Annotated in this window: 18 protein-coding genes; 10 read left to right on the top strand and 8 right to left on the bottom strand. The window is 61.2% G+C overall.

Translation table 11 applies throughout. The annotated features are described in order from the left end of the window. Together QO005_RS09395 and QO005_RS09390 are read right to left on the bottom strand one after the other, a co-directional pair. Positions 1 to 546, bottom strand: a 546-nt coding sequence (locus QO005_RS09395) for a calcium-binding protein (protein ID WP_307157733.1), incomplete at its 3' end; no start/stop codon positions are given. Between the two features lie 96 nt (positions 547 to 642). Further along, a complete protein-coding gene (locus QO005_RS09390) occupies positions 643 to 2,289 on the bottom strand; it encodes an MFS transporter (protein ID WP_307157732.1) in 1,647 nt (548 codons plus the stop codon). A 402-nt stretch (positions 2,290 to 2,691) separates the two neighbouring features. Between QO005_RS09390 and rimP the strand changes: the two genes are divergently transcribed. The 7 genes from rimP (at position 2,692) to QO005_RS09355 (ending at position 11,107) form a co-directional block, all read left to right on the top strand. Next, complete coding sequence (gene rimP / locus QO005_RS09385; protein ID WP_307157731.1) at positions 2,692 to 3,306, top strand: ribosome maturation factor RimP; 615 nt, start codon at positions 2,692 to 2,694, stop codon at positions 3,304 to 3,306. A 101-nt stretch (positions 3,307 to 3,407) separates the two neighbouring features. Beyond that, positions 3,408 to 5,027, top strand: a complete 1,620-nt coding sequence (gene nusA, locus QO005_RS09380) for a transcription termination factor NusA (RefSeq protein ID WP_307157730.1) — start codon at positions 3,408 to 3,410, stop codon at positions 5,025 to 5,027. Further along, on the top strand, positions 5,027 to 5,743 hold the full coding sequence (locus QO005_RS09375; protein WP_370878032.1) for an RNA-binding protein: 717 nt from the start codon (positions 5,027 to 5,029) through the stop codon (positions 5,741 to 5,743). The genes nusA and QO005_RS09375 overlap by 1 nt, the downstream gene beginning before the upstream one ends. 100 nt (positions 5,744 to 5,843) lie before the next feature. Next, the gene (gene infB / locus QO005_RS09370; protein ID WP_307157728.1) at positions 5,844 to 8,666 is read left to right on the top strand and encodes a translation initiation factor IF-2; all 2,823 of its coding nucleotides are present in this window, start codon (positions 5,844 to 5,846) and stop codon (positions 8,664 to 8,666) included. Between the two features lie 153 nt (positions 8,667 to 8,819). Next, positions 8,820 to 9,227, top strand: coding sequence for a 30S ribosome-binding factor RbfA (gene rbfA, locus QO005_RS09365; protein ID WP_307157727.1), 408 nt, complete (start codon positions 8,820 to 8,822; stop codon positions 9,225 to 9,227). Between the two features lie 6 nt (positions 9,228 to 9,233). After that, entirely contained in the window at positions 9,234 to 10,163 is a 930-nt protein-coding gene (gene truB / locus QO005_RS09360; protein ID WP_307157726.1) for a tRNA pseudouridine(55) synthase TruB, read from the top strand. Between the two features lie 329 nt (positions 10,164 to 10,492). Then, complete coding sequence (locus tag QO005_RS09355; protein WP_307157725.1) at positions 10,493 to 11,107, top strand: transglutaminase-like cysteine peptidase; 615 nt, start codon at positions 10,493 to 10,495, stop codon at positions 11,105 to 11,107. A gap of 167 nt (positions 11,108 to 11,274) precedes the next feature. On the opposite strand, the gene QO005_RS09350 is transcribed toward QO005_RS09355, so the two are convergent. After that, positions 11,275 to 12,897: an ABC-F family ATP-binding cassette domain-containing protein gene (locus QO005_RS09350; RefSeq protein ID WP_307157724.1), complete on the bottom strand. Its 1,623-nt coding sequence runs from the start codon at positions 12,895 to 12,897 to the stop codon at positions 11,275 to 11,277. Positions 12,898 to 13,048: 151 nt separating this feature from the next. Beyond that, positions 13,049 to 14,032: an iron exporter MbfA gene (gene mbfA / locus QO005_RS09345; protein ID WP_307157723.1), complete on the bottom strand. Its 984-nt coding sequence runs from the start codon at positions 14,030 to 14,032 to the stop codon at positions 13,049 to 13,051. Between the two features lie 146 nt (positions 14,033 to 14,178). On the opposite strand from mbfA, the gene QO005_RS09340 reads away from it, so the two are divergent. After that, on the top strand, positions 14,179 to 14,643 hold the full coding sequence (locus QO005_RS09340) for a group III truncated hemoglobin (protein ID WP_307157722.1): 465 nt from the start codon (positions 14,179 to 14,181) through the stop codon (positions 14,641 to 14,643). 23 nt (positions 14,644 to 14,666) lie between these two features. Here QO005_RS09340 and QO005_RS09335 read toward each other — a convergent pair whose 3' ends face one another. Further along, entirely contained in the window at positions 14,667 to 15,512 is an 846-nt protein-coding gene (locus tag QO005_RS09335) for a prephenate dehydratase (protein WP_370878031.1), read from the bottom strand. 12 nt (positions 15,513 to 15,524) lie between these two features. Then, entirely contained in the window at positions 15,525 to 16,274 is a 750-nt protein-coding gene (locus QO005_RS09330) for a 3-deoxy-manno-octulosonate cytidylyltransferase (protein ID WP_307157721.1), read from the bottom strand. A gap of 321 nt (positions 16,275 to 16,595) precedes the next feature. Between QO005_RS09330 and QO005_RS09325 the strand changes: the two genes are divergently transcribed. Next, positions 16,596 to 17,147, top strand: a complete 552-nt coding sequence (locus QO005_RS09325) for a c-type cytochrome (RefSeq protein WP_307157720.1) — start codon at positions 16,596 to 16,598, stop codon at positions 17,145 to 17,147. Between the two features lie 112 nt (positions 17,148 to 17,259). On the opposite strand, the gene QO005_RS09320 is transcribed toward QO005_RS09325, so the two are convergent. Continuing rightward, on the bottom strand, positions 17,260 to 17,634 hold the full coding sequence (locus tag QO005_RS09320; RefSeq protein WP_307157719.1) for a GtrA family protein: 375 nt from the start codon (positions 17,632 to 17,634) through the stop codon (positions 17,260 to 17,262). After that, entirely contained in the window at positions 17,631 to 18,617 is a 987-nt protein-coding gene (locus QO005_RS09315) for a glycosyltransferase (protein WP_307157718.1), read from the bottom strand. The genes QO005_RS09320 and QO005_RS09315 overlap by 4 nt, the downstream gene beginning before the upstream one ends. Positions 18,618 to 18,767: 150 nt before the next feature. On the opposite strand from QO005_RS09315, the gene QO005_RS09310 reads away from it, so the two are divergent. Further along, on the top strand, positions 18,768 to 20,567 hold the full coding sequence (locus tag QO005_RS09310; protein WP_307157717.1) for a hypothetical protein: 1,800 nt from the start codon (positions 18,768 to 18,770) through the stop codon (positions 20,565 to 20,567).

Here is a 20,567-nt window from a genome sequence, read left to right as displayed (position 1 = left end):
CTGCACTGCCGTATCGGATGATGCATAGCTGACGGTATCGGAACCGTCACCGCCGATAAAGGTATCCGCCCCGGCGCCGCCGACCATAAGGTCGTCGCCAGTGCCGCCATTCAACGTATCATTACCTGCTTCACCATTCAGGACATCATTTGATCCGCCGCCGCTGATAACATTGTCACCGTCATCGCCTGTCAAGGTGTCGCTATAGCTTGAGCCCAAGATGTTCTCGATACTTATAAAGGTATCGCCATTTGCATTTGATCCAGACGCTGTGCCGGTTTTTAGATTGATGACGACGCCGGGCGTATCAGTGTAACTGATGGTGTCGGATCCCTCACCGCCGTTCAAAACATCCGCACCAGCCCCGCCGATCAGCGTGTCATCGCCTGCGTCTCCACTGAGTGTATCATTTCCTGCGCCCCCATTCAGCGTATCGTTTCCGCTTTCGCCATTCAGCGTATCATTGCCCGCAAGCCCCGAAATCGTATCGGCATTGGAAGTGCCCGTCAGGACATCATTTGCCGCAGTACCTGTAATCGTCGCCATTAGCCCACTCCTAATTGCAGTGGGTTGATCAGTGGCAGTTTCAAAAAAGGTTGTACAGGACTAAATTTAACAATTTTTAATTGCTAATATAAACACTTAATGATGATCGATATGCGGTTTATGAAACACATCGTCGGCGGGTGGAATGGCCTGGCGTTCGATCATCCGGTGCACGCGCGGCGGGCTTGAGCCCTTGTGCAGTTCGCTCAGGCGGTCGGTGATTTCGGCGTCGGCCTTGGTGCGGCGGTGGTTGTGGCGCACGTAATCCACCCAGGTAGGGGTGTGGTAAGTTTCGGTCCAGAGATCGGGATTTTCCAGGTCGCGCATCAGCGCCCAGTTGCGCGCGCCGTCACGAATACGGATGCGGCGGCGCTCCACCATGACTTTGAGGAATTCCGGTACGTCCTTGTCGTCGATCTCGAAATCGATCTGGATGACGATCGGGCCGCTGCGGGGGCGGATTTCCAGATGCAGCGGCGGTTCGTTGAAGCGGTTGAGCGGGTTAAGATCCAGCGTGGCGAAGGCGGGCATGGGCAAAAGCCAGCCGATGCCGACGCCGAGGATCATCACCAGGCCGGAGATCACCAGCGCATGGCCGGAGGAGCTGTTTTCCGCCACCATGCCCCAGATCCAGCTGCCGCCCGCCATGCCGCCGAACGTGGCGGTCTGATAGAGGGAGAGCGCGCGGCCCACCACCCAGCGCGGCGTGGAAAGCTGGACGACCGTGTTGAAGAGCGAGAGCGAGAGCACCCAGCAAGCGCCTGCCAGCACCAGCGCAGGCGCCGTCAGCCAGAAATGGTTGCTGACGCCTGTCACCGCCGAGGCAAAGGCGAAGCCGGCGAAGGAACAGCGCACGATATCCTCGCTTGTCAGCAGTTCGCGCACCTTGGCATTGGAGAGCGCGCCCCCGATCGCGCCGACACCGAAAGCGCCCAGAAGACCGCCATAGACCAGCGGCCCGCCGCCCAGATGATCGCGGGCGATCAGCGGCAGCAGCGAGAGAATGGCGGTGGCGGCGAAACCGAAGAAGAAGCCGCGAAACAGCACCTTCATCAGATTGGGCGACATCGACATGTAGCGCAGACCGGCGGCAATGGCCGTGCCCAGGCTTTCGCGCGGCAGGGCGTTTTTCGGATAGACGGGCTTCCACCGGAACAGCGCATAGATCATCGCCAGATAGCTGATCGCATTGACCAGGAAGGCCATGGCCGCGCCCGCCACCGCCACGATGACCCCGCCAATGGCCGGACCGACGCTGCGGGTAATGTTGAAGCCCATGCTGTTCAGCGACACAGCGGAGGGCAAATCCTCCCGCGAGACGATATCACCGACCGAAGCCTGCCAGGAGGGACTGTTCATCGCCGTGCCGCAGCCGATCAGGAAGGTGAAGGCCAGCAGCGACCAGGGCGTCAGCAATCCGAGATAGGTGAAGACCGACAAAAGCGCCGAGACCGTCAGCAGGAAGATCTGTGCCGTCAACATCAGCTTGCGGCGGTCGAAATTGTCGGCCATGGCGCCCGCGATCAGGGAAAACAGCATGATAGGCGCCGTGTTGGAGGCCTGCACAAGTGCCACCATGTCCTTGGAGCTGGAGATGGAGGTCATCATCCAGGCCGCGCCGACATCCTGGATCAATCCGCCGAAATTGGAAGCAATGCTTGCGCACCAGATCGTCAGGAAAACCTGGTTCTTGAAGGGCGCCAACGGGGATTTTTTCTCAGCCACGGGAAGGGGTCCGGTCATGATGATTCGAAACGGAGAGAAGTCGAGTATAGGGCGGGCAGCAGGGCCTGCCCATATCCGCTAGTGGAATGAATTTGACATTTGATACCCATTTGCGGCGATCTCGAGGATCAAATGTCACAATCAAACCACTACAGCGCCGTGCGTTTTATCAAACGCACAAAGGACGCTGTAACACTTTAAATCTGCCCTCCCTTGAAGCAGCCCAAATCAGGTCTTATTTGGGCAAGGTGCAGAGCCGATGTTTCTCACGCCTGCCGTTCATTCCCGAAAAGCTTGCATTTCAGCGACAATGGGCGTATGAAGGTCTCAAATTCTTGATCGTCAGATGAAGAGTGGGCCGCAAGGACCCGCTCTTTTTTATTGGCGATTGTCTGCTTTGATGTCTCTAGGAGGACAGGTTTGTCCGAAATTTCGCCCGCTGAAGCCCTGTCTGAACCCCGCCTGATCACGGAGACCGGCCTTGACCGCCGCATCGCCGAGATCATCGAGCCGGTTCTGACGGATATGGGCTACAAGCTCGTGCGTGTGCGCATGATGAACCAGAACGGCCTGACCATGCAGATCATGGCCGAGCGCGCCGATGGCACCATGACCGTGGAAGACTGCGAAAAGGTCTCCATGGCGGTTTCTCCGGTTCTGGATGTGGAAGATCCGGTCGATAAGGCGTATCATCTGGAAGTGTCCTCGCCCGGCATCGACCGCCCCATGGTGCGAAAGTCGGATTTCGAGCGCTGGAACGGGCATCTTCTGAAATGCGAGACCTCGGTACTGCTAGACGGCCGCAAGCGCTTCCGCGGCAAGATCGTCGAGGTTTCCGGCGATGCGTTCACGCTGGAGCGTGACCAGGTGGGCTACGGCGAAGAGCTGCGCGTGTCCGTGCCGTTCACGGCGCTGGCCGAGGCCAAGCTGATCCTGACGGATGACCTGATCCGCGATGCGCTGAGAGCCGACAAGCTGGCAAAGGCCGAGGCCGCCAACCAGAACGATACGCAAGACGGCGAAGACGACCAATAATCAAGAGGGATTGAAGCCTCGCCTCTGGCGGGTTTCAGAAATAACCGAAAACGCGCCAGCCGGGAGGGTTCCCGCGGCAGGAAGACGGAGACAGTAAGACAATGGCAGTCAGTGCTAACCGGCTTGAGCTGTTGCAGATCGCGGATGCGGTCGCGCGCGAAAAGGTCATCGACCGCGAGATCGTGCTTGCCGCCATGGCGGATGCGATCCAGAAGGCCGCCCGTTCGCGTTACGGCACCGAGACGAATATCCGCGCCGACATCAATTCCAAGACCGGCGAAATCCGCCTGCAGCGTCTGCTGGAAGTGGTGGAGAAGGTCGAGGATTATTCGACGCAGATCGCGCTGGAGTTGGCCCGCGACCGCAATGTCGATGCCAAGCTCGGCGATTTCATTGCCGATCCGCTGCCGCCGATGGATTTCGGCCGTATCGCCGCCCAGTCCGCCAAGCAGGTCATCGTGCAGAAGGTGCGCGAAGCCGAGCGTGACCGGCAGTTCGACGAGTTCAAGGATCGCGTCGGCGAAATCATCAACGGCACGGTCAAGCGCGTCGAATATGGCAATGTCATTGTCGATCTCGGTCGTGGCGAAGGCATTATCCGTCGCGACGAGATGATCCCGCGCGAAACCATGCGCTATGGCGACCGCGTGCGCGCCTATGTCTATGATGTGCGCCGCGAGCAGCGCGGTCCGCAGATCTTCCTGTCGCGCACCCATCCGCAGTTCATGGTGAAGCTCTTCACCATGGAAGTGCCGGAAATCTATGACGGCATCATCCAGATCAAGTCCGTGGCCCGCGATCCGGGTTCGCGCGCCAAGATCGCGGTCATTTCCAATGACAGCTCGATCGATCCGGTCGGCGCCTGCGTTGGTATGCGCGGCTCGCGCGTGCAGGCCGTCGTGGCCGAGCTTCAGGGCGAAAAGATCGACATCATTCCCTGGTCCGCCGATCCGGCGTCCTTCATCGTCAATGCGCTTCAGCCTGCCGAAGTGGCCAAGGTGGTTCTGGATGAAGATGCCGAGCGCATCGAAGTCGTGGTGCCGGATGAGCAGCTGTCGCTGGCCATCGGCCGTCGCGGCCAGAATGTCCGCCTCGCTTCGCAGCTCACCGGCTGGGATATCGACATCATGACGGAGCAGGAAGAATCCGAGCGCCGCCAGAAGGAATTCAACGAGCGCACCAACCTGTTCATGGATGCTCTCGACGTGGACGAAATGGTCGGCCAGGTGCTGGCGTCCGAAGGCTTTGCCCAGGTGGAAGAGCTGGCTTACGTCGATCTCGACGAAATCGCCTCCATCGACGGCTTCGATTCCGACACGGCGGAAGAAATCCAGAACCGCGCTCGCGACTATCTGGACAAGATCGAGGCGGAAATGGATGCCAAGCGCAAGGCGCTGGGCGTGACCGACGAGCTTCGCCAGATCGACGGCATGACCTCGCGCATGCTGGTGGCGCTGGGTGAGGACGGCATCAAGACGGTCGAGGACTTCGCAGGCTGCGCCGCCGATGATCTTGTCGGCTGGACCGAGCGTAAGAATGGCGAGACCAAGAAGTTTGAGGGCCTGTTCTCGAAGTTCGACGTATCGCGTGCCGAAGCCGAGCAGATGGTTGTGCAGGCCCGTCTTCTGGCCGGCTGGATCACCGAAGAGGATCTGGCCGCCGAGCAGGCTGCCGCTGCGGAAGGGGAAGAAGAGGAGGCCGGTGAGGCTGACGAGGCGTGATGGCCTCGCACGACGCCTCCAGGGCCGATGCGCCGGTAACGGCTGACGGGGCGGAGCGTCCGCCGCGGGAGAAGGGCAAGGGCGGTCAGATCGACCGCACCTGCATCGTCACCCGCGAGGAAGGCACGCCGGAAACGCTGATCCGCTTCGTGGCGGGTCCGGATGGTTCGGTGGTGCCGGATCTGAAGCGGCAATTGCCGGGCCGTGGCTGCTGGGTATCGCTGTCGCGGGCGGCGGTGGACAAGGCGGTCGCCAAGAATTTGTTTGCCCGCGCCCTGAAGGCGGGGGTGAAGCCCGACCGGGAGCTTGGCGCCCTGGTGGATGGTCTGCTGGTTCAGCAACTGGCCGGCATGATGCACATGGCACGCAAGGCGGGCCAGTTCGTCACCGGTTCCACCAAGGTGGATCTCGCCATCCGCTCGGGCGAGGCGCTGATGGTGTTTCATGCGGCGGGTGCCGCCGCCGATGGCGTCAGAAAATTGGACCAGGCCCGCAAGGCCTGGCACCTCGGAATGGAGACGGAGGCCGAGATACCGGCGCTCCGGCCTTTTTCCGAGCGTGAAATGGATGAGTTGATGGGCGAGAATGCTTTTATCCATGCTTGCGCGCTTGCAGGGCAGGCGGGTGAGGGTGTAGTGAAGCGCGCAACTCTGCTCGAAACCTATCGTGGCCAGATGCCTCGCCCTGAGGGCGGCGCTGGTCGAACGCAGCAATGACGCGGTCACCGGCGTATGCCGGCCACCGTGGTTTGAGGCAGTCTATGAACGGCGCGGTCTGATGGTTCCATCCGGCCTCGCTCGAAGGAACGGGAACGGAATGACCGACAGCAAAGACGACAAGACACTCAGCGTAACGGGCAAGAAGACACTCACGCTCAAGCCGACGGGAGTGAACCAGGGCACCGTGCGCCAGGATATGGGTCGCGGTCGAACGAAGGCCGTTGTGGTCGAGACGCGCAAGCGTCGTCCGACCCGTCCCGAAGACGAGCGCCCGCCGATCACCCCCGCCGCGCCGCGCGCACCGGAACCGGCTGCCCCGCCGCCCGCCGCTGCTGCTGCCGCACCGCAGGCTCAGGCGCCGCGTCCGGCTGCGCCCCAGCAGCAGCCGCGCCCGCAGCAGCCTTCCGGCAACCACAACAATCATCAGCACCGCCATTCCGGTCAGCCCAGCCGTCAGCAGCCGTCCTATGGTCAGAACCGCAATAACGATCGCAACAATGATCGTCCGCGCGGCGCTGTCCTGCACGATCTGTCCGCCGGTGAAATGGAAGCCCGCCGCCGCGCGCTGATGGAAGCCCAGGCCCGCGAGGTCGAGGAAGCCAAGCGCCGCGCCGAGGAAGAGGTTCGCCGCAAGGCCGAGGAGGCCGAACGTCAGCGACAGGCCGAGGAAGACGCTCGCCGTCAGGCCGAAGAAGCAAAGGCGCGCGCTGCGGCAGAAGCCGCAGCACCGGCACCCGCTGCCCAGCCCGAGGCCGCTGCCGCTGAACCGGCTGCACAGCCCGTGCGCCCGGCTGCATCTGCCCCGCGTCCGGCTGGCGCCCAGCGTCCGGCCAATGGCGCGCCGTCGCGTCCGGCTGCCGCTGCGCCCGCACCGGCGGCACCCGCAGCCCCCGGCTTTGTCCGTGGCCGCAAGGCCGATGACGAGGATGACGATCGCGGCGCAAACCGGGGCGGTCCTGCCCGTGGCAAGGTGGTTCGTCCCGAACCCGCCAAGGTTCCGGCCCGCACCAAGGGTGAGGATGAGCGCCGCCGTGGCAAGCTGACGGTGACCAGCGCCGCCGTGGACGATGACGGGACCGCCCGTGGCCGTTCGCTCGCATCCATGCGCCGCCGCCAGGAGAAATTCCGCCGCAGCCAGATGCAGGAAACCCGCGAGAAGATTTCCCGCGAAGTGGTTCTGCCGGAAACCATCACCATTCAGGAACTGTCGCAGCGCATGTCCGAACGCGCCGTAGACGTCATCAAGTACCTGATGAAGGAAGGCCAGATGATGAAGCCGGGCGACGTGATCGACGCCGATCTGGCGGAAATCATCGCCACGGAATTCGGCCATACGGTCAAGCGTGTTTCGGAATCCGACGTTGAAGAAGGTATCTTCGACGTGGCCGACGATGCCGGTGAACTGTTGCCGCGTCCGCCGGTCGTCACCATCATGGGTCACGTCGACCACGGCAAGACCTCGCTTCTCGACGCCATCCGCAAGGCAAATGTCGTGGCGGGCGAAGCCGGTGGCATCACCCAGCATATCGGTGCCTATCAGGTAGAGCAGAACGGCCAGAAGATCACCTTCATCGACACCCCCGGCCACGCGGCCTTCACCGCCATGCGTGCCCGTGGTGCGCAGGTCACCGACATTGCCATCCTCGTGGTGGCTGCCGATGACAGCGTGATGCCGCAGACCATCGAATCCATCAACCATGCCAAGGCTGCAGGCGTGCCGATCATCGTGGCGATCAACAAGATCGACAAGCCTTCGGCGGATCCGCAGCGGGTTCGCACCGCGCTTCTGCAGCACGAAGTCTTCGTAGAATCCATGGGCGGTGAAACGCTGGATGTCGAAGTGTCGGCAAAGAACGGCCTCAACCTCGACAAGCTGCTGGAAGCCATCCTGCTGCAGGCCGAAGTTCTGGACCTCAAGGCCAATCCGAACCGCACGGCGGAAGGTTCGGTCATCGAAGCCCAGCTCGACCGTGGCCGTGGTTCGGTTGCGACCGTGCTGATCCAGAAGGGTACGCTGCGTCCCGGCCAGATCATCGTGGCGGGCGACCAGTGGGGCCGTGTGCGCGCGTTGGTCAACGACAAGGGTGAACACGTCAAGGAAGCCGGTCCGGCCATGCCGGTGGAAGTGCTGGGTCTGTCCGGCACGCCTGCCGCCGGTGACAAGTTCGCGGTGGTCGAAAACGAAGCCCGCGCCCGCGAAATCTCCGAATACCGCCAGCGTCTGGCGCGCGACAAGGCGGCAGCTCGCCAGTCCGGTTCGCGTGGCTCGCTGGAGCAGATGATGAGCCAGCTGCAGACCTCCGGCATGAAGGAGTTCCCGCTGCTGATCAAGGGCGACGTGCAGGGCTCCATCGAAGCCATTGCCGGCGCGCTGGAAAAGCTGGGCACCGACGAGGTTCGCGCCCGGATCGTTCACTCCGGCGTGGGTGGCGTGACGGAATCGGATATCTCGCTGGCCGAAGCCTCGAACGCCGCCATCATCGGCTTCAACGTCCGTGCCAACGCCCAGGCTCGCAGCCTGGCTGAGCGCGAAGGCATCGAGATCCGCTACTACAACATCATCTACGATCTGGTGGATGACGTGAAGGCGGCCATGTCGGGCCTGCTCTCGCCGGAGCGCCGCGAAACCTTCCTTGGCAATGCCGAGATCCTCGAGGTGTTCAACATCACCAAGGTGGGCAAGGTTGCCGGTTGCCGTGTCGTCGAAGGCAAGGTCGAGCGTGGGGCTGGCGTGCGTCTGGTGCGCGACAACGTCGTCATCCACGAAGGCAAGCTCAAGACCCTCAAGCGCTTCAAGGACGAAGTCTCGGAAGTGCCGGTCGGTCAGGAATGCGGTATGGCCTTCGAAAACTACGAAGACATCCGCGCTGGCGACACCATCGAGTGCTTCCGCGTCGAACACGTTACGCGCACGCTCTGATCGCTTGCGCGAGACTTTTGAAAATCGCCGCGAAAGCGGCGGTTTTCTTTTTGAAGGACGAGGAATATTTTTCCTTGAGGGTCCGATCCCCATCCGCCTTTCAGAGCCGACGATCTGTATGCTCTGACAAAAAGGCCATAAACGAGACACGATATGAGCAAAGCTACTTCCTCTGCGCCGTCGCAGCGCATGTTGCGTGTGGGCGAACAGGTCCGCGCCGCCCTGACCCAGATCCTGCAAAGGGGCGAGGTGCGCGACGACCTGATTGAAAAGACAGTGATTTCCATCAGCGAAGTCCGCATGTCGCCGGATCTGAAGATCGCCACGGCCTATGTCACGCCTCTCGGCGTCAAGGATCATGATGGCGTGATCGCGGCTTTGAACCGGCATGCGAAATTCATCCGCGGCCGTCTCGGTCCGCAATTGCGGCAGATGAAATACATGCCGGAAGTGCGCTTCCGCGACGATACCAGCTTCGACAATTACAAGAAGATCGACGCGCTGCTGCGTTCGCCGGAAGTGGTGCGCGATCTTTCCGATGACGATTCCCAAGAAGACTGAGCCTCCATGTCCAAACCCAGAAAACCCAAGGGCCGCCCGGTTTCCGGCTGGCTGATTCTCGACAAGCCGGTGGATTTCGGCTCCACGGAAGCCGTGGGCAAGATCAAGTGGCTGTTCAATGCCCAGAAGGCCGGTCATGCCGGGACGCTGGACCCGCTGGCATCCGGCATGCTGCCGATTGCGCTGGGTGACGCCACCAAAACCGTGCCCTATGTCATGGATGGCCGGAAGATCTATGAGTTCACGGTGAGCTGGGGCGAAGAGCGCTCCACGGACGATCTGGAAGGCGAGGTGACGCAGTCCTCGACCGAGCGTCCGAGCGAAGAGGCGATCCGGGCGGTCCTGCCCGCCTATACGGGCATCATCCAGCAGATCCCGCCGCAGTTTTCCGCCATCAAGATCGCTGGCGAACGCGCTTATGATCTTGCCCGCGATGGTGAGACGGTGGAAATTCCGTCTCGCGAGGTGGAAGTACACCGGCTGACCTTGTTGAAGGCGGAGAAGGATCGAGCCTTCTTCGAGGTGGAATGCGGCAAGGGCACCTATGTGCGTTCGCTGGCGCGCGATTTCGGCCGGGAACTGGGCTGCTACGGCCATATTTCCGAATTGCGCCGCTCCTTCGTCGCGCCCTTTGCGGAAGAGATGATGGTGCCGCTGGAAGAGTTGGTGGAGCTGGAAAAGATCGAAGATCGTGACGAGCGCCTTGCCGCCCTCGACGCCTTCCTGGTCGATACCGGTGAAGCGCTCTCCGCCCTGCCGCAGATCCGGATTACCGACGATCAGGCCCACCGCCTGCGCATGGGCAACCCGATCATCCTGCGGGGCCGCGATGCGCCCGTGTCCGAGCCCGAAGCCGTGGCCTTTGCCGGCGGCCAGCTGGTGGCCATTGGTGAAGTGGGGCAGGGGGAATTCCGTCCGAAGCGGGTTTTCAATTAATCCTTTTCCATATGGAAAGACGAAGCAACGGCCTCTGGATACTTCCGGAGGCCTTTGTTTTTAGAGAGCATTGTTTCGAGAAAAGTGGGAACCGGTTTTCCACCCGGAACTAAGTGAAAACAAAGAGTTAGAGCATTTCAATGTTTCACGGAAACACTGAAATGCTCTAGAGAAAACGCTTCGGCGACTGTGCCGGAATGAGGCATAATCTCCACAATGCTTAATCGATTTTAACCATATTGACCGAATCGCGACAGGCTGCTTTCGCACGGAATTGACTCTCGGTCCGGACAATCTTAACGTTTTGTTAAGATTTTAAGGGACTGATCATGACCATCAGGTTGTTCGCCTCGGCATTGTTTCTGGCACTTCCCATTGTTTTTGCAGCCAAGGCAGGCGCGGTCGATGCATCCCGCGCATCCCCTTCCATGGTGACGGGCGCGGTGACCTCGCAGCCCATCGGTCATTATGAATTTTGCCAGCGTTACAAGGCCGAATGTGAAATCCGCACCCGCCCTGGCCCGGCCATGCAGGTTACGGCTCACGGTTGGGATGTGATCCGGCAGGTCAATCAGACCGTCAACAAGACGATCACGCCGATGACCGATATGGAGGTCTATGGCCGTGAGGAGTGGTGGGAATACCCCGTCGATGCCGGCGATTGCGAGGATTTCGTGCTGCTGAAGCGCAAGCGCCTGATCGAAGCCGGATTTTCCGTTTCAGACCTGCTGATCACCGTGGTGCGCAAGCCCGATGGCGAAGGCCATGCGGTGCTGACGGTGCGCAGCTCCGAAGGCGATTACATTCTCGACAATCTGGTCGACGACGTCAAACTCTGGACCGACACGCCCTACACCTATCTGAAGCGTCAGGCGAGCTTCGACACTGGCCGCTGGGTCACCATCGAAAATGGCAAGGATCTGCCGGTGGCAGCCCTCAAGTAGGAATCAGCAACAAAGCGGCCTGCCTAGAGCGTTTCATTGTTTCACGGAAACATTGAAACGCTCTAAATCTTTGTTTTTCCGCATTTCCGGACGGAAAACCGGATTCCACTTTTCCTGAAAATGCTCTAACAGACAGCCGCTTTGCACCTTGAGTTTGGTTGAGGCTTTTATCCTCTCAGCCCCGGTGCTTCCTGGCCGGTGCGCTCGACATATTCGCGATAGCCGCCATCATAACGGTGAATGCCTTCGGGCGTGAGTTCCAGCACACGATTGGAAAGCTCGGCCAGAAAATGCCGGTCGTGGCTGACGAAGAGCATGGTGCCTTCATAATCGGCCAGCGCCTTGATCAGCATTTCCTTGGTGTCGAGGTCGAGGTGGTTGGTCGGTTCGTCCAGCACCAGAAAATTCGGCGGATCGAACAGCATGGCTGCCATGACCAGCCGCGCCTTTTCCCCGCCGGACAGCACCCGGCATTTCTTTTCCACGTCATCGCCTGAAAAGCCGAAACAGCCGGAAAGGGCGCGCAGCGGCGCCTGTCCGGCCTTGGGAAAGCGCTCTTCCAGCCATTGCAGGATCGTCAGGTCGCCCTCCAGCACATCCATGGCATGCTGGGCGAAATAGCCCATCTTGACGCTGGCCCCCAGCGTCACCGTGCCCTGATCCGGCGCCGTGCTGCCTGCCACCAGCTTCAGAAGCGTGGATTTGCCAGCGCCATTGATGCCCATGATGCACCAGCGCTCGCGCCGTTTGATCAGAAAATCGAAACCGTCATACAGGCTGCGGCTGCCATAGGCCTTGTGGACATTTTTGAGGCTCACCACGTCATCGCCGGAGCGTGGGGCGGGCAGAAACTCGAAGGCCACCGTCTGGCGGCGCCGGGGCGGCTCCACCCGTTCGATCTTGTCCAGCTTCTTCACCCGGCTCTGCACCTGGGCGGCGTGGCTGGCGCGCGCCTTGAAGCGCTCGATGAACTTGATTTCCTTGGCCAGCATCGCCTGCTGGCGCTCGAATTGCGCCTGCTGCTGCTTTTCGTTCTGCGCCCGCTGCTGTTCGTAAAAGCCATAATCGCCGGAATAGGTGTTCAGCGATCCGGCATCGATTTCGATGATCTTGTTGACGATGCGGTTCATGAACTCGCGGTCATGCGAGGTCATCAGCAGGGCGCCCTCATAGGTTTTCAGGAAGGACTCCAGCCAGATCAGGCTTTCGAGATCAAGGTGGTTGGAAGGTTCGTCCAGCAGCATCACATCCGGGCGCATCAGGAGAATGCGGGCCAGCGCCACGCGCATCTTCCAGCCGCCGGAGAGCTTGCCGACATCGCCATCCATCATGTCCTGCGAAAAGCTCAAGCCATCCAGCACTTCCCGCGCCCGGCCTTCCAGCCCGTAGCCGTCTAGCTCTTCGTAGCGCGCCTGCACCTCGCCATAGCGCTCGATGATCGCATCCATCTCATCCAGCCGGTCAGGATCGACCATGGCGTTTTCCAGTTCCCGAAGCTCCGCCGCCACGGCACTGACGGGACCGGCACCTGCCATGACCTCGGCGACGGCGCTGCGACCCGCCATCTCCCCGACATCCTGATTGAAATAGCCGATGGTGACGTTCTTTTCCGTCACCACCTGGCCCTCATCGGGCTGTTCCTCGCCGGTGATCATCCGGAAAAGCGTTGTCTTGCCCGCGCCATTCGGCCCGACAAGGCCAATTTTCTCACCCCGGTTCAGCGCAGCCGAGGCTTCGATGTAGAGAATGCGATGGCTGTTCGACTTGCTGATGTTTTCAATACGGATCATGGGAGGCTCGGCGCAGGCGTTTCGCGGATATGCTGTGCGCCGCTATGCCATGGCCGGGCGGCGCTGTCACGAAACCATCTGCGTTTTTTGTCTTTACGCCTGTCTGTAGGGTACCTGGCGCCCGATTCCCTGAAAATGCTCTTTGAAACATTCAGCCGCTGCCGATCAAAATCCCCGCCGCCAGCACCAGCGAACCGCCCAGCACCACCTGGAGCACGGCGCGGAAGAAGGGCGTTTCCATGAAACGGTTCTGGATGAAGGCAATGGCCCAGAGCTCGATGAAAACGATGACAGCAGCCGTGACCGTGGCCGTCCAGAAATGCGGGATGAGATAGGGCAGCGCATGCCCAAGCCCGCCCAGCGCCGTCATGATGCCGCAGGCAAGGCCCCGCTTGATCGGCGATCCACGGCCGGAAAGCTTGCCATCATCATGGGAGGCCTCGGTAAAGCCCATGGAAATGCCAGCCCCGACCGAAGCGGAAAGGCCGACCAGGAAGGTCTGCCAGGTATCGCCGGTGGCAAAGGCCGCCGCAAAGATCGGGGCAAGCGTCGAAACCGAGCCGTCCATCAATCCGGCCAGCCCCGGCTGCACATAGGTGAGGATGAACTGACGGCGGGCGGTCGCGTCTTCCTCGGCACGGTCTTCTGGCGAAACGTGCTTTTCCATCAGCGCCTTGGCAACATCTTCATGGCCTTGCTCGGCCATGGCGAGATCACCCAGCAATTGCCGGGTGGCGGCATCCTTCACTAGCGTCTGGGCCTGAAGATAGAATTCGTAAGCCGTGTGCTCCATGGCCTCGGCCTCGGCCCGCATGTCGTCCAGCGAGAGCTGGGCGCTCAGCCAGAGTGGCTTGCGCGGCATGAAGCCCCGCACATGCTCGCGCCGGATCAGCGGAATAACCTCGCCGAACCGCTGCTGGTGCATGCCGATCAGCATGTTGCGGTGGGCATGCTCCACTTCCGCCATGTCCGCGAAGACCTTGGCGGAGTTGGGGAAATCCTGACGAAGCCGGGCTGCGAAGGCCGCATAGATGCGGGCATCGTCCTCCTCGCTGGAAATGGCCAGCGCCAGCACTTCCTGTTCGCTGAGGCTATCGAGGCGGCGTCGCGCCGGGGAAGAAAAAAGGGAAATCATGGAGCGCCCTCGCGGAAAACATCCGCCTTGAATTAGAATAATTCTAAACTAGAGGAGCAGGCTTGATTTCTCAAGAGCTGAAATGCCGCAGCCTCCTTATTTCTGATGCGCTTGCCACCAAGGGCGCACTCGCTTAACTGAAAGACATGACAGATGCCCTGACCGCCAGAGCCGCCCATAATGAAGCCATTCGCCAGCGTGCCGAAGCCGAGATGACGGCGCTCGGGATCGATGCTCGGGTGATTTCACAGGTGGTGGAGACGTTTTACGAGCGCATCGCCCGCCATCCGGCCTTGGGTCCGGTTTTCCAGGCAAGGCTGGAAGGCCACTGGGATGCGCATCTTCTCAAGATGAAATCCTTCTGGTCGTCCGTGGCCTTCAAGACCGGCGCTTATGGCGGCAAGCCCGTACAGGCCCATCTCAATCTCGAGGGCATGACGCCGGAGCTTTTCCCGCAATGGCTGGCGCTGTTTGCCGAGACGCTGGAGGATCTGGCGCTTTCGCCGGAAGCCCGGGCCTGGTTCATGGCCACAGCAGAAAGAATTGCCCGCAGTCTGGCGCTCTCGCTGTTTTACAATCCGGCGTTGGACGATCCGGCGCGGCACGCATAGAGCATCGGACCGAAAAGCGGTTTTTAGAAGCGCCGCCGCATCGCATGCGCCTTGTAAACGCCGAGAATGCGGACTTTTTCGGAGAAGAAGCTCAGCTCTTCCAGCGCCCGCTTGACCGGCGCATCGTCGGGATGGCCCTCGATATCGGCATAGAACTGGGTGGCGATGAACTTGCCGCCGATCTGGTAGCTTTCCAGCTTGGTCATGTTGACGCCATTGGTGGCAAAACCACCCATGGCCTTGTAGAGTGCTGCTGGAATGTTGCGGACATTGAAGACGAAGGTGGTGATGAAATCCTCTTTGTCATCGGTCCGTTTCTGGACCGCGCCATCGCGCGACAGAACGACGAAGCGGGTGACGTTGTCTTCCGAATCCTCGACATTTTCAGCAAGGATATCCAGTCCGTAGAGCGAAGCAGCAAGTCTTGGCGCAAGCGCCGCCATGCTGCGGTCACCCTTCTCGGAGACGAGCCGTGCCGCGCCCGCCGTATCACCGGCCACCACGGCCTTCCAGCCATGGCTGCGGATGATCTTGCGGCATTGGCCGAGCGCATGGATATGGCTGTGCACGCTGCGGATCTCCTCCAGCCCTACCCCCGGCAGCGCCATCAGCTGGAAGCGGATCGGCATGAAATATTCGCCGACGATATGCAGATGCGACAGCGGCAGCAGATAATGAATATCCGCCACCCGGCCCGCCAGCGTGTTTTCGATCGGGATCATCGCCAGATCGGCCTCACCGCTTTCCAGCGCCGTAAAGGCGTCCTCGAAGGTCGGGCAGGGCAAGGGCTCCATATCGGGAAACATGTCACGGCAGGCCATGTCGGAATTGGCGCCATGATCGCCCTGGAAGGAAATTTTCTGTTTCACTGTGATACCCTTTCAGCAGCCGGACAGGATGGCGCGCGCCTTTTCAAGGTCGGCTGCCGTATCGACACCGAGCGGCACCGTCTCAACGATTTCCACGTCGATCCGCATGCCCGCCTCCAGCGCCCGCAACTGTTCCAGCGATTCGCGCTTTTCCAGCACGGATGGGGCAAGGGTGACGAAACGCTCCAGCGCCGCGCGGCGATAGGCGTAAAGACCGATATGATGATAGAGCGGCCCTGCCCCATGCGGGGCCGTGGCGCGGGTAAAATAAAGCGCCCGCAGGCGGCTGTCCGATAGCGGCGAACCGACCACCTTCACAACATTCGGATTGGTCTTTTCCGCCTCGTCCTCGATTTCCACCGTCAGCGTCGCGATATCAACCTGCGGATTGTCCAGCGGGCGAAGGGCAGCCCGGATGATCTCCGGATCGATGGTGGGCAGATCGCCCTGGACATTGACGATCACCTCGGCCTCGCGCTGCGGGTCAGCCTTGCTGAGCGCCTCATGGATACGATCAGAGCCCGATTGGTGGCTTTCCGCCGTCATCACCACCTCGAAACCCGCCGCCTGGACCGTGTCGAACACGCGCTGGTCATCCACCGCCACGATCACCCGGCCGATCGCGGCCTCTGCGGCCCGCTTCGCCACCTGCACGATCATCGGCAGGCCGGCAATCTCCGCCAGCGGTTTTCCCGGCAGCCGCGTGGAGGCCATGCGGGCCGGAATGAGGACCAGGGTCTTCGAGGAAGTGTGCTCGGGCATGAATTCGCCTTCAAAAACAGGGGGTATCGCCAACAAAACCTGGCTGACTGGGGAACATAATCGGGTTGCAACTGTCAAGCAAAAGTCTTAGCCTTTTCATCAGGACATTCTGTTCGACCTTGCCCGCAAAGGCAGGATGCGGATTTGCGGGATTTGAAGAGCGGCTTATCCCGTCTTCCGCGGGCAAGCTGGCCCGTTTGCCATCCCTTTACGGTCGCAGGGCAGAATGTCGCAGCGTCACGGCACATTTTATGCTGTATCGCTGTTGAGGAGGCTTGTACGGTTGTCGATGTCTACGGACCGCATGGGGAGCGATCACCAATGAATTCATACGTTAATATGGGCGCGGGCGCGCTTTTGGGCACGATCTTCGTGCTGATGTCCGTGTCCATCGCGTCGGAGGGGATTTTTCACTCGCCGAAGCCCGAGAAGGAAGGCTATGCGATTGCCGCCGCCGAAGCGCCTGCCGCAGGCGGTGGTGCCGCCGCACCGGCAGCCGAAGTTCCGGTGGCCGAGCTTCTCGCCAAGGGCGATGCCAAGGCCGGTGAAGCCGTGTTCAAGAAGTGCACGAGCTGTCATAACGCCGAGAAGGGCGGCCCGAACAAGGTGGGGCCGAACCTTTGGGGCGTTGTGGACCGGCCCATTGCCAGCCATGAAGGCTTCTCCTATTCCGCCGCTCTCAAGGATTTCTCCAAGGGCGGCTCGGAAAAGTGGACCTTTGAGAACCTGAACCACTTCCTGCACGGCCCGAAGAAGTTCGTGCCGGGCACCGCCATGGGCTTTGCCGGTCTGCCGAAGGATGAGGACCGCGCCAACCTGCTGGTCTATCTGCACAACCAGTCTGACAATCCCGTGGCGCTGCCGACGCAATAAGCATTGTCCCGAGAAAATTGGAAACCGGTTTTCCCTCCGGAAATGCTTTGAAAGATGGCATCCTATCTTTCGCTGAAATCAGTGCTGGTGAACGATGTTCACCAGCACTTTTTTATCCGCGAAATACGAAACGGGAATAGCCGAAAAAGCTGAAGGTCGTGGCGGCAGCGGATGCCAGCACCAGGGCGGCCAGAGGCTGAAGCAAAGGCAGGCTCAGCAACAAGCCGCAATAGAGCGTGTAATTGATCAGCGCCGAGACAAGGCCGACAGAGCCATAGCGAAAACCTTCCACCACAAGGCTGCGTTTTGACGCGCCGAAGGTGAAAACCCGGTTGCATTGCCAGGTGACGAAGAGTGCAAGCGCAATGGCAATGGCGCGGGCCAGCAAGGGGCCGAGCGGCGTGACCTTCAAAAGCAGCAGCAGCGTCCCGGCATCGACGATAAAACCGAGAAAGCCGACCATTCCAAACCTGATCAGCCGCTTCATGCCGCATCCGCCCGCTTGGCCGGAGGATGGGATGAGCGCCGCTCCGCCTCCACGGCGGTTCGGGACAGGTTGATGTAGTGCAGACGCAATTGCTCGGCCCGCGCCCGCGACAACGAATCCAGGATCAGCCCAGCCGTCAGCAGCAACAGCCCCATCATCAGCAGCGCCATGGAAAGAACCCAGGTCGGTAGCCGGCTGACGAGACCGGTTGCGAAATATTCGATCAGCACCGGCGTCATGAAGCAGAGGCTGGCAAACAGCGTGAGCGCCGAAAAGCAGCCGAAAAAGGCAAAGGGGCGGGTTTCCTTGGCCAGAACGGCAAACATCCAAAGAATTTTTGCACCGTCGCGCACCGTGGACAGCTTTGACGTGGAGCCCTCCGGCCTTCGGCCATAATGCAGTTCCAGCTCCGCCACCGGCAGTTTCAGCCTTGCGGCATGGACGGACATTTCCGTTTCGATCTCGAAACCCGGCGAAACGGCGGGAAAAGATTTCACGAAGCGGCGGGAAAAGGCCCGGTAGCCGGAAAAGATATCGGTAAAGCCGGGGCCGAAGAGAAAGCGGTAGAGCGTGTTGAACAGCCGGTTGCCCAGCGCATGCCCCTGACGTCCGGCATCTTCACGCACGCCGCGCCGTGTGCCCACCACCATATCTGCCCGCTCGGCCAGCAGCGTGCGGATCAGGTCTTCGGCATCCTCTGGCGCATAGGTGCCGTCGCCATCGGCCATGATATAGATATCCGCCTCGATATCGGCGAACATGCGTCGCACCACATGCCCCTTGCCCTGGCGGCGCTCCCGTTCCACCTCGGCTCCCGCCAGCATGGCCTGAAGCGCCGTGCCATCGGTGGAATTGTTGTCATAGACATGGATCACGGCATCCGGCAGCGCCTCGCGAAAGCCGCGCACCACCGCCGCAATGGTCGCGGCCTCATTGTAGCAGGGAAGAAGGACCGCGATGCGGTGCCCGGCAGGCTGAGCCATGGATTTACTCGATACACAGGAATGGCAAGATATGAGGAACAGGTCGCGGCAACACGCGGCATGCCGTGCTTTACTATTTCTTGAGAAGGTTAAGGCTAGGTTTCCCGCCACCCTCACTTTTACAGGAACGGCTTCAAGCCGCGTCAATCCATGGCGAACAGCGCCCTCTCCCCCACGCCTTTTTTCCGGATGCTGCTGCGGATCCTCGCCTATGGCGCGGGCACCATTGCCTTCGTCTCAGTCATGACGCTGCCCTTTGCCCGCGACTATGTGGGCGCGGACAATGATGACGCCATGCGGCTGGTAGAGGTACGCGACTATCTGGCCGGACAGGGCTGGTTCGATCTGATGCAGTATCGCCTGGGCCTGCCGCCCGGCGTGCTGATGCACTGGTCGCGGCTGATCGATTGGCCGATTGCCACGCTCATCCGCTCCTTCAGTCTTTTCCTGCCCGCACAAGGCACCGAGGCCGCAGCGCTGGCGGTCTGGCCGCTCTTGCTCACACTGCCGGTTCTGGCCGCCCTCGGCCATGCCGGGGAAAGGCTGGGCGGGAGGGTTGCCAGCCATGTCATGCTGCTGATGGGCGCACTCTATCTGATCAGTTCCAACCGTTTTCTGCCGGGCGCCATCGACCACCACAATGTCCAGATCGGTCTGGTGGCGATCATGGCCGCTGTGCTGGTGACGCGGGCCAACTGGCGGGGCTTTGGCCTTGCCGGGCTTGCTGCCGCCACCGCACTTGCCATCGGGGCGGAAACGACGCCGCTGATGGCGGTGGTCTGTGCTGCCGTCGCTCTGTGTTGGGCTCTTGAGGGGCAGGCGTTCCGCAGCCGCGCCATTGCCTATTCGCTGTCCTTCAGCCTTGGCGTCACCCTGTTCTTCATCGGCACCGTGCCCCCCGCACGCTATGGCGTGGTGACCTGCGACAATCTCTCCTTCGGCTTCTATGCGCTTGCAACGCTGGGCGGCGGACTGCTGTTCGTGGCAAGTCTGCTGGGCAGCGCTCTCAGCCGCCTTTGGCGCTTTGCCTGCCTGTTGCTGATTGCCGCCATCACCGGGGTGGCCGCCACACTCATCGCCCCCCAATGCCTGGGCAATCCGCTGGCGGAACTGGACCCGATGCTGGTGACGCTGTGGCTGAACAAGGTGGGGGAGGCCCGCTCGGTGCTGGCCGTGGCAAGGACTGAGCCCGAGGCGCTGGGAGCCTTCTACGCCTCCGGCCTGTTCGGCCTTCTCGTCTGTGCAGCGCGGCTGATGAAAAGAGACCGGGTGCGGATGCACGCGATCATGGGAGCCCTGCTTTTCGCCAGCTTCGGCGTGGCGCTCATTCAGGTGCGCGGCACGATGTTTTCCAACCTGCTGACCATCCTGCCGCTGTCACTGCTGATCGTCGATCTGCGCGCCGCCCATCGGCAGGCACCGCAGAAGATCGGCAGGGCGCTGACCTATGCCGCAGCCGCGCTGGCAGCCCCCTCCGCCGCCTGGGCCATGGCGGGAACACTCTGGGTCAATGGGCTGCCGAAGGCCTCGGATTTCGGGCAGGCAAAGCAGGCTGTGGCAACCGGGGAAAGCTGCTTCGACGCCAGGGCGCTCAAACCTCTGGCGGATCTGCCGCCGACCACCGTCGTCTCCGCCGCCGATGGCGGCTCATGGATCCTGCGCTTCACCCCTCATCGTGTGCTGGCAGCACCCTATCACCGCAATCAGGGCGGCATGCTGACGGAACTGCATATCGGCCTCTCAACCCCGGCGGATGCCGAAGCCTTCCTGCGCGGCGCCCATGCCGGCATCCTCGCCTTTTGCCCCGGTAATGTGCAGACGCAGGATCTGATCGCCCTGAAACCGGACGGGCTTTATGCAAGGCTCGCAGCGGGCGAGGTGCCGCCCTATCTCACGCCGCTGCCCTCGGCTGGCGGTCTCAAGCTCTTTGCGGTGACGGGCAAGCCATGA

The sequence above is a fragment of the Allorhizobium paknamense genome (assembly GCF_030815125.1).
GTDB lineage: Bacteria > Pseudomonadota > Alphaproteobacteria > Rhizobiales > Rhizobiaceae > Allorhizobium > Allorhizobium paknamense.
Note: the sequence above shows the minus strand (reverse complement) of the source record. Positions and strands in the feature narration are given on the sequence as shown.

What these genes read in the sequence shown, in the direction of transcription:
- QO005_RS09310 (WP_307157717.1), top strand. Translation starts at nt 18,768, where the DNA reads ATGGCGAACAGCGCCCTCTCCCCCACGCCTTTTTTCCGGATGCTGCTG.
- QO005_RS09390 (WP_307157732.1), bottom strand. Translation starts at nt 2,289, where the DNA reads ATGACCGGACCCCTTCCCGTGGCTGAGAAAAAATCCCCGTTGGCGCCC.
- rbfA (WP_307157727.1), top strand. Translation starts at nt 8,820, where the DNA reads ATGAGCAAAGCTACTTCCTCTGCGCCGTCGCAGCGCATGTTGCGTGTG.
- QO005_RS09340 (WP_307157722.1), top strand. Translation starts at nt 14,179, where the DNA reads ATGACAGATGCCCTGACCGCCAGAGCCGCCCATAATGAAGCCATTCGC.
- QO005_RS09355 (WP_307157725.1), top strand. Translation starts at nt 10,493, where the DNA reads ATGACCATCAGGTTGTTCGCCTCGGCATTGTTTCTGGCACTTCCCATT.
- QO005_RS09350 (WP_307157724.1), bottom strand. Translation starts at nt 12,897, where the DNA reads ATGATCCGTATTGAAAACATCAGCAAGTCGAACAGCCATCGCATTCTC.
- QO005_RS09315 (WP_307157718.1), bottom strand. Translation starts at nt 18,617, where the DNA reads ATGGCTCAGCCTGCCGGGCACCGCATCGCGGTCCTTCTTCCCTGCTAC.
- QO005_RS09325 (WP_307157720.1), top strand. Translation starts at nt 16,596, where the DNA reads ATGAATTCATACGTTAATATGGGCGCGGGCGCGCTTTTGGGCACGATC.
- mbfA (WP_307157723.1), bottom strand. Translation starts at nt 14,032, where the DNA reads ATGATTTCCCTTTTTTCTTCCCCGGCGCGACGCCGCCTCGATAGCCTC.
- infB (WP_307157728.1), top strand. Translation starts at nt 5,844, where the DNA reads ATGACCGACAGCAAAGACGACAAGACACTCAGCGTAACGGGCAAGAAG.
- truB (WP_307157726.1), top strand. Translation starts at nt 9,234, where the DNA reads ATGTCCAAACCCAGAAAACCCAAGGGCCGCCCGGTTTCCGGCTGGCTG.
- QO005_RS09320 (WP_307157719.1), bottom strand. Translation starts at nt 17,634, where the DNA reads ATGAAGCGGCTGATCAGGTTTGGAATGGTCGGCTTTCTCGGTTTTATC.
- nusA (WP_307157730.1), top strand. Translation starts at nt 3,408, where the DNA reads ATGGCAGTCAGTGCTAACCGGCTTGAGCTGTTGCAGATCGCGGATGCG.
- QO005_RS09330 (WP_307157721.1), bottom strand. Translation starts at nt 16,274, where the DNA reads ATGCCCGAGCACACTTCCTCGAAGACCCTGGTCCTCATTCCGGCCCGC.
- QO005_RS09375 (WP_370878032.1), top strand. Translation starts at nt 5,027, where the DNA reads ATGGCCTCGCACGACGCCTCCAGGGCCGATGCGCCGGTAACGGCTGAC.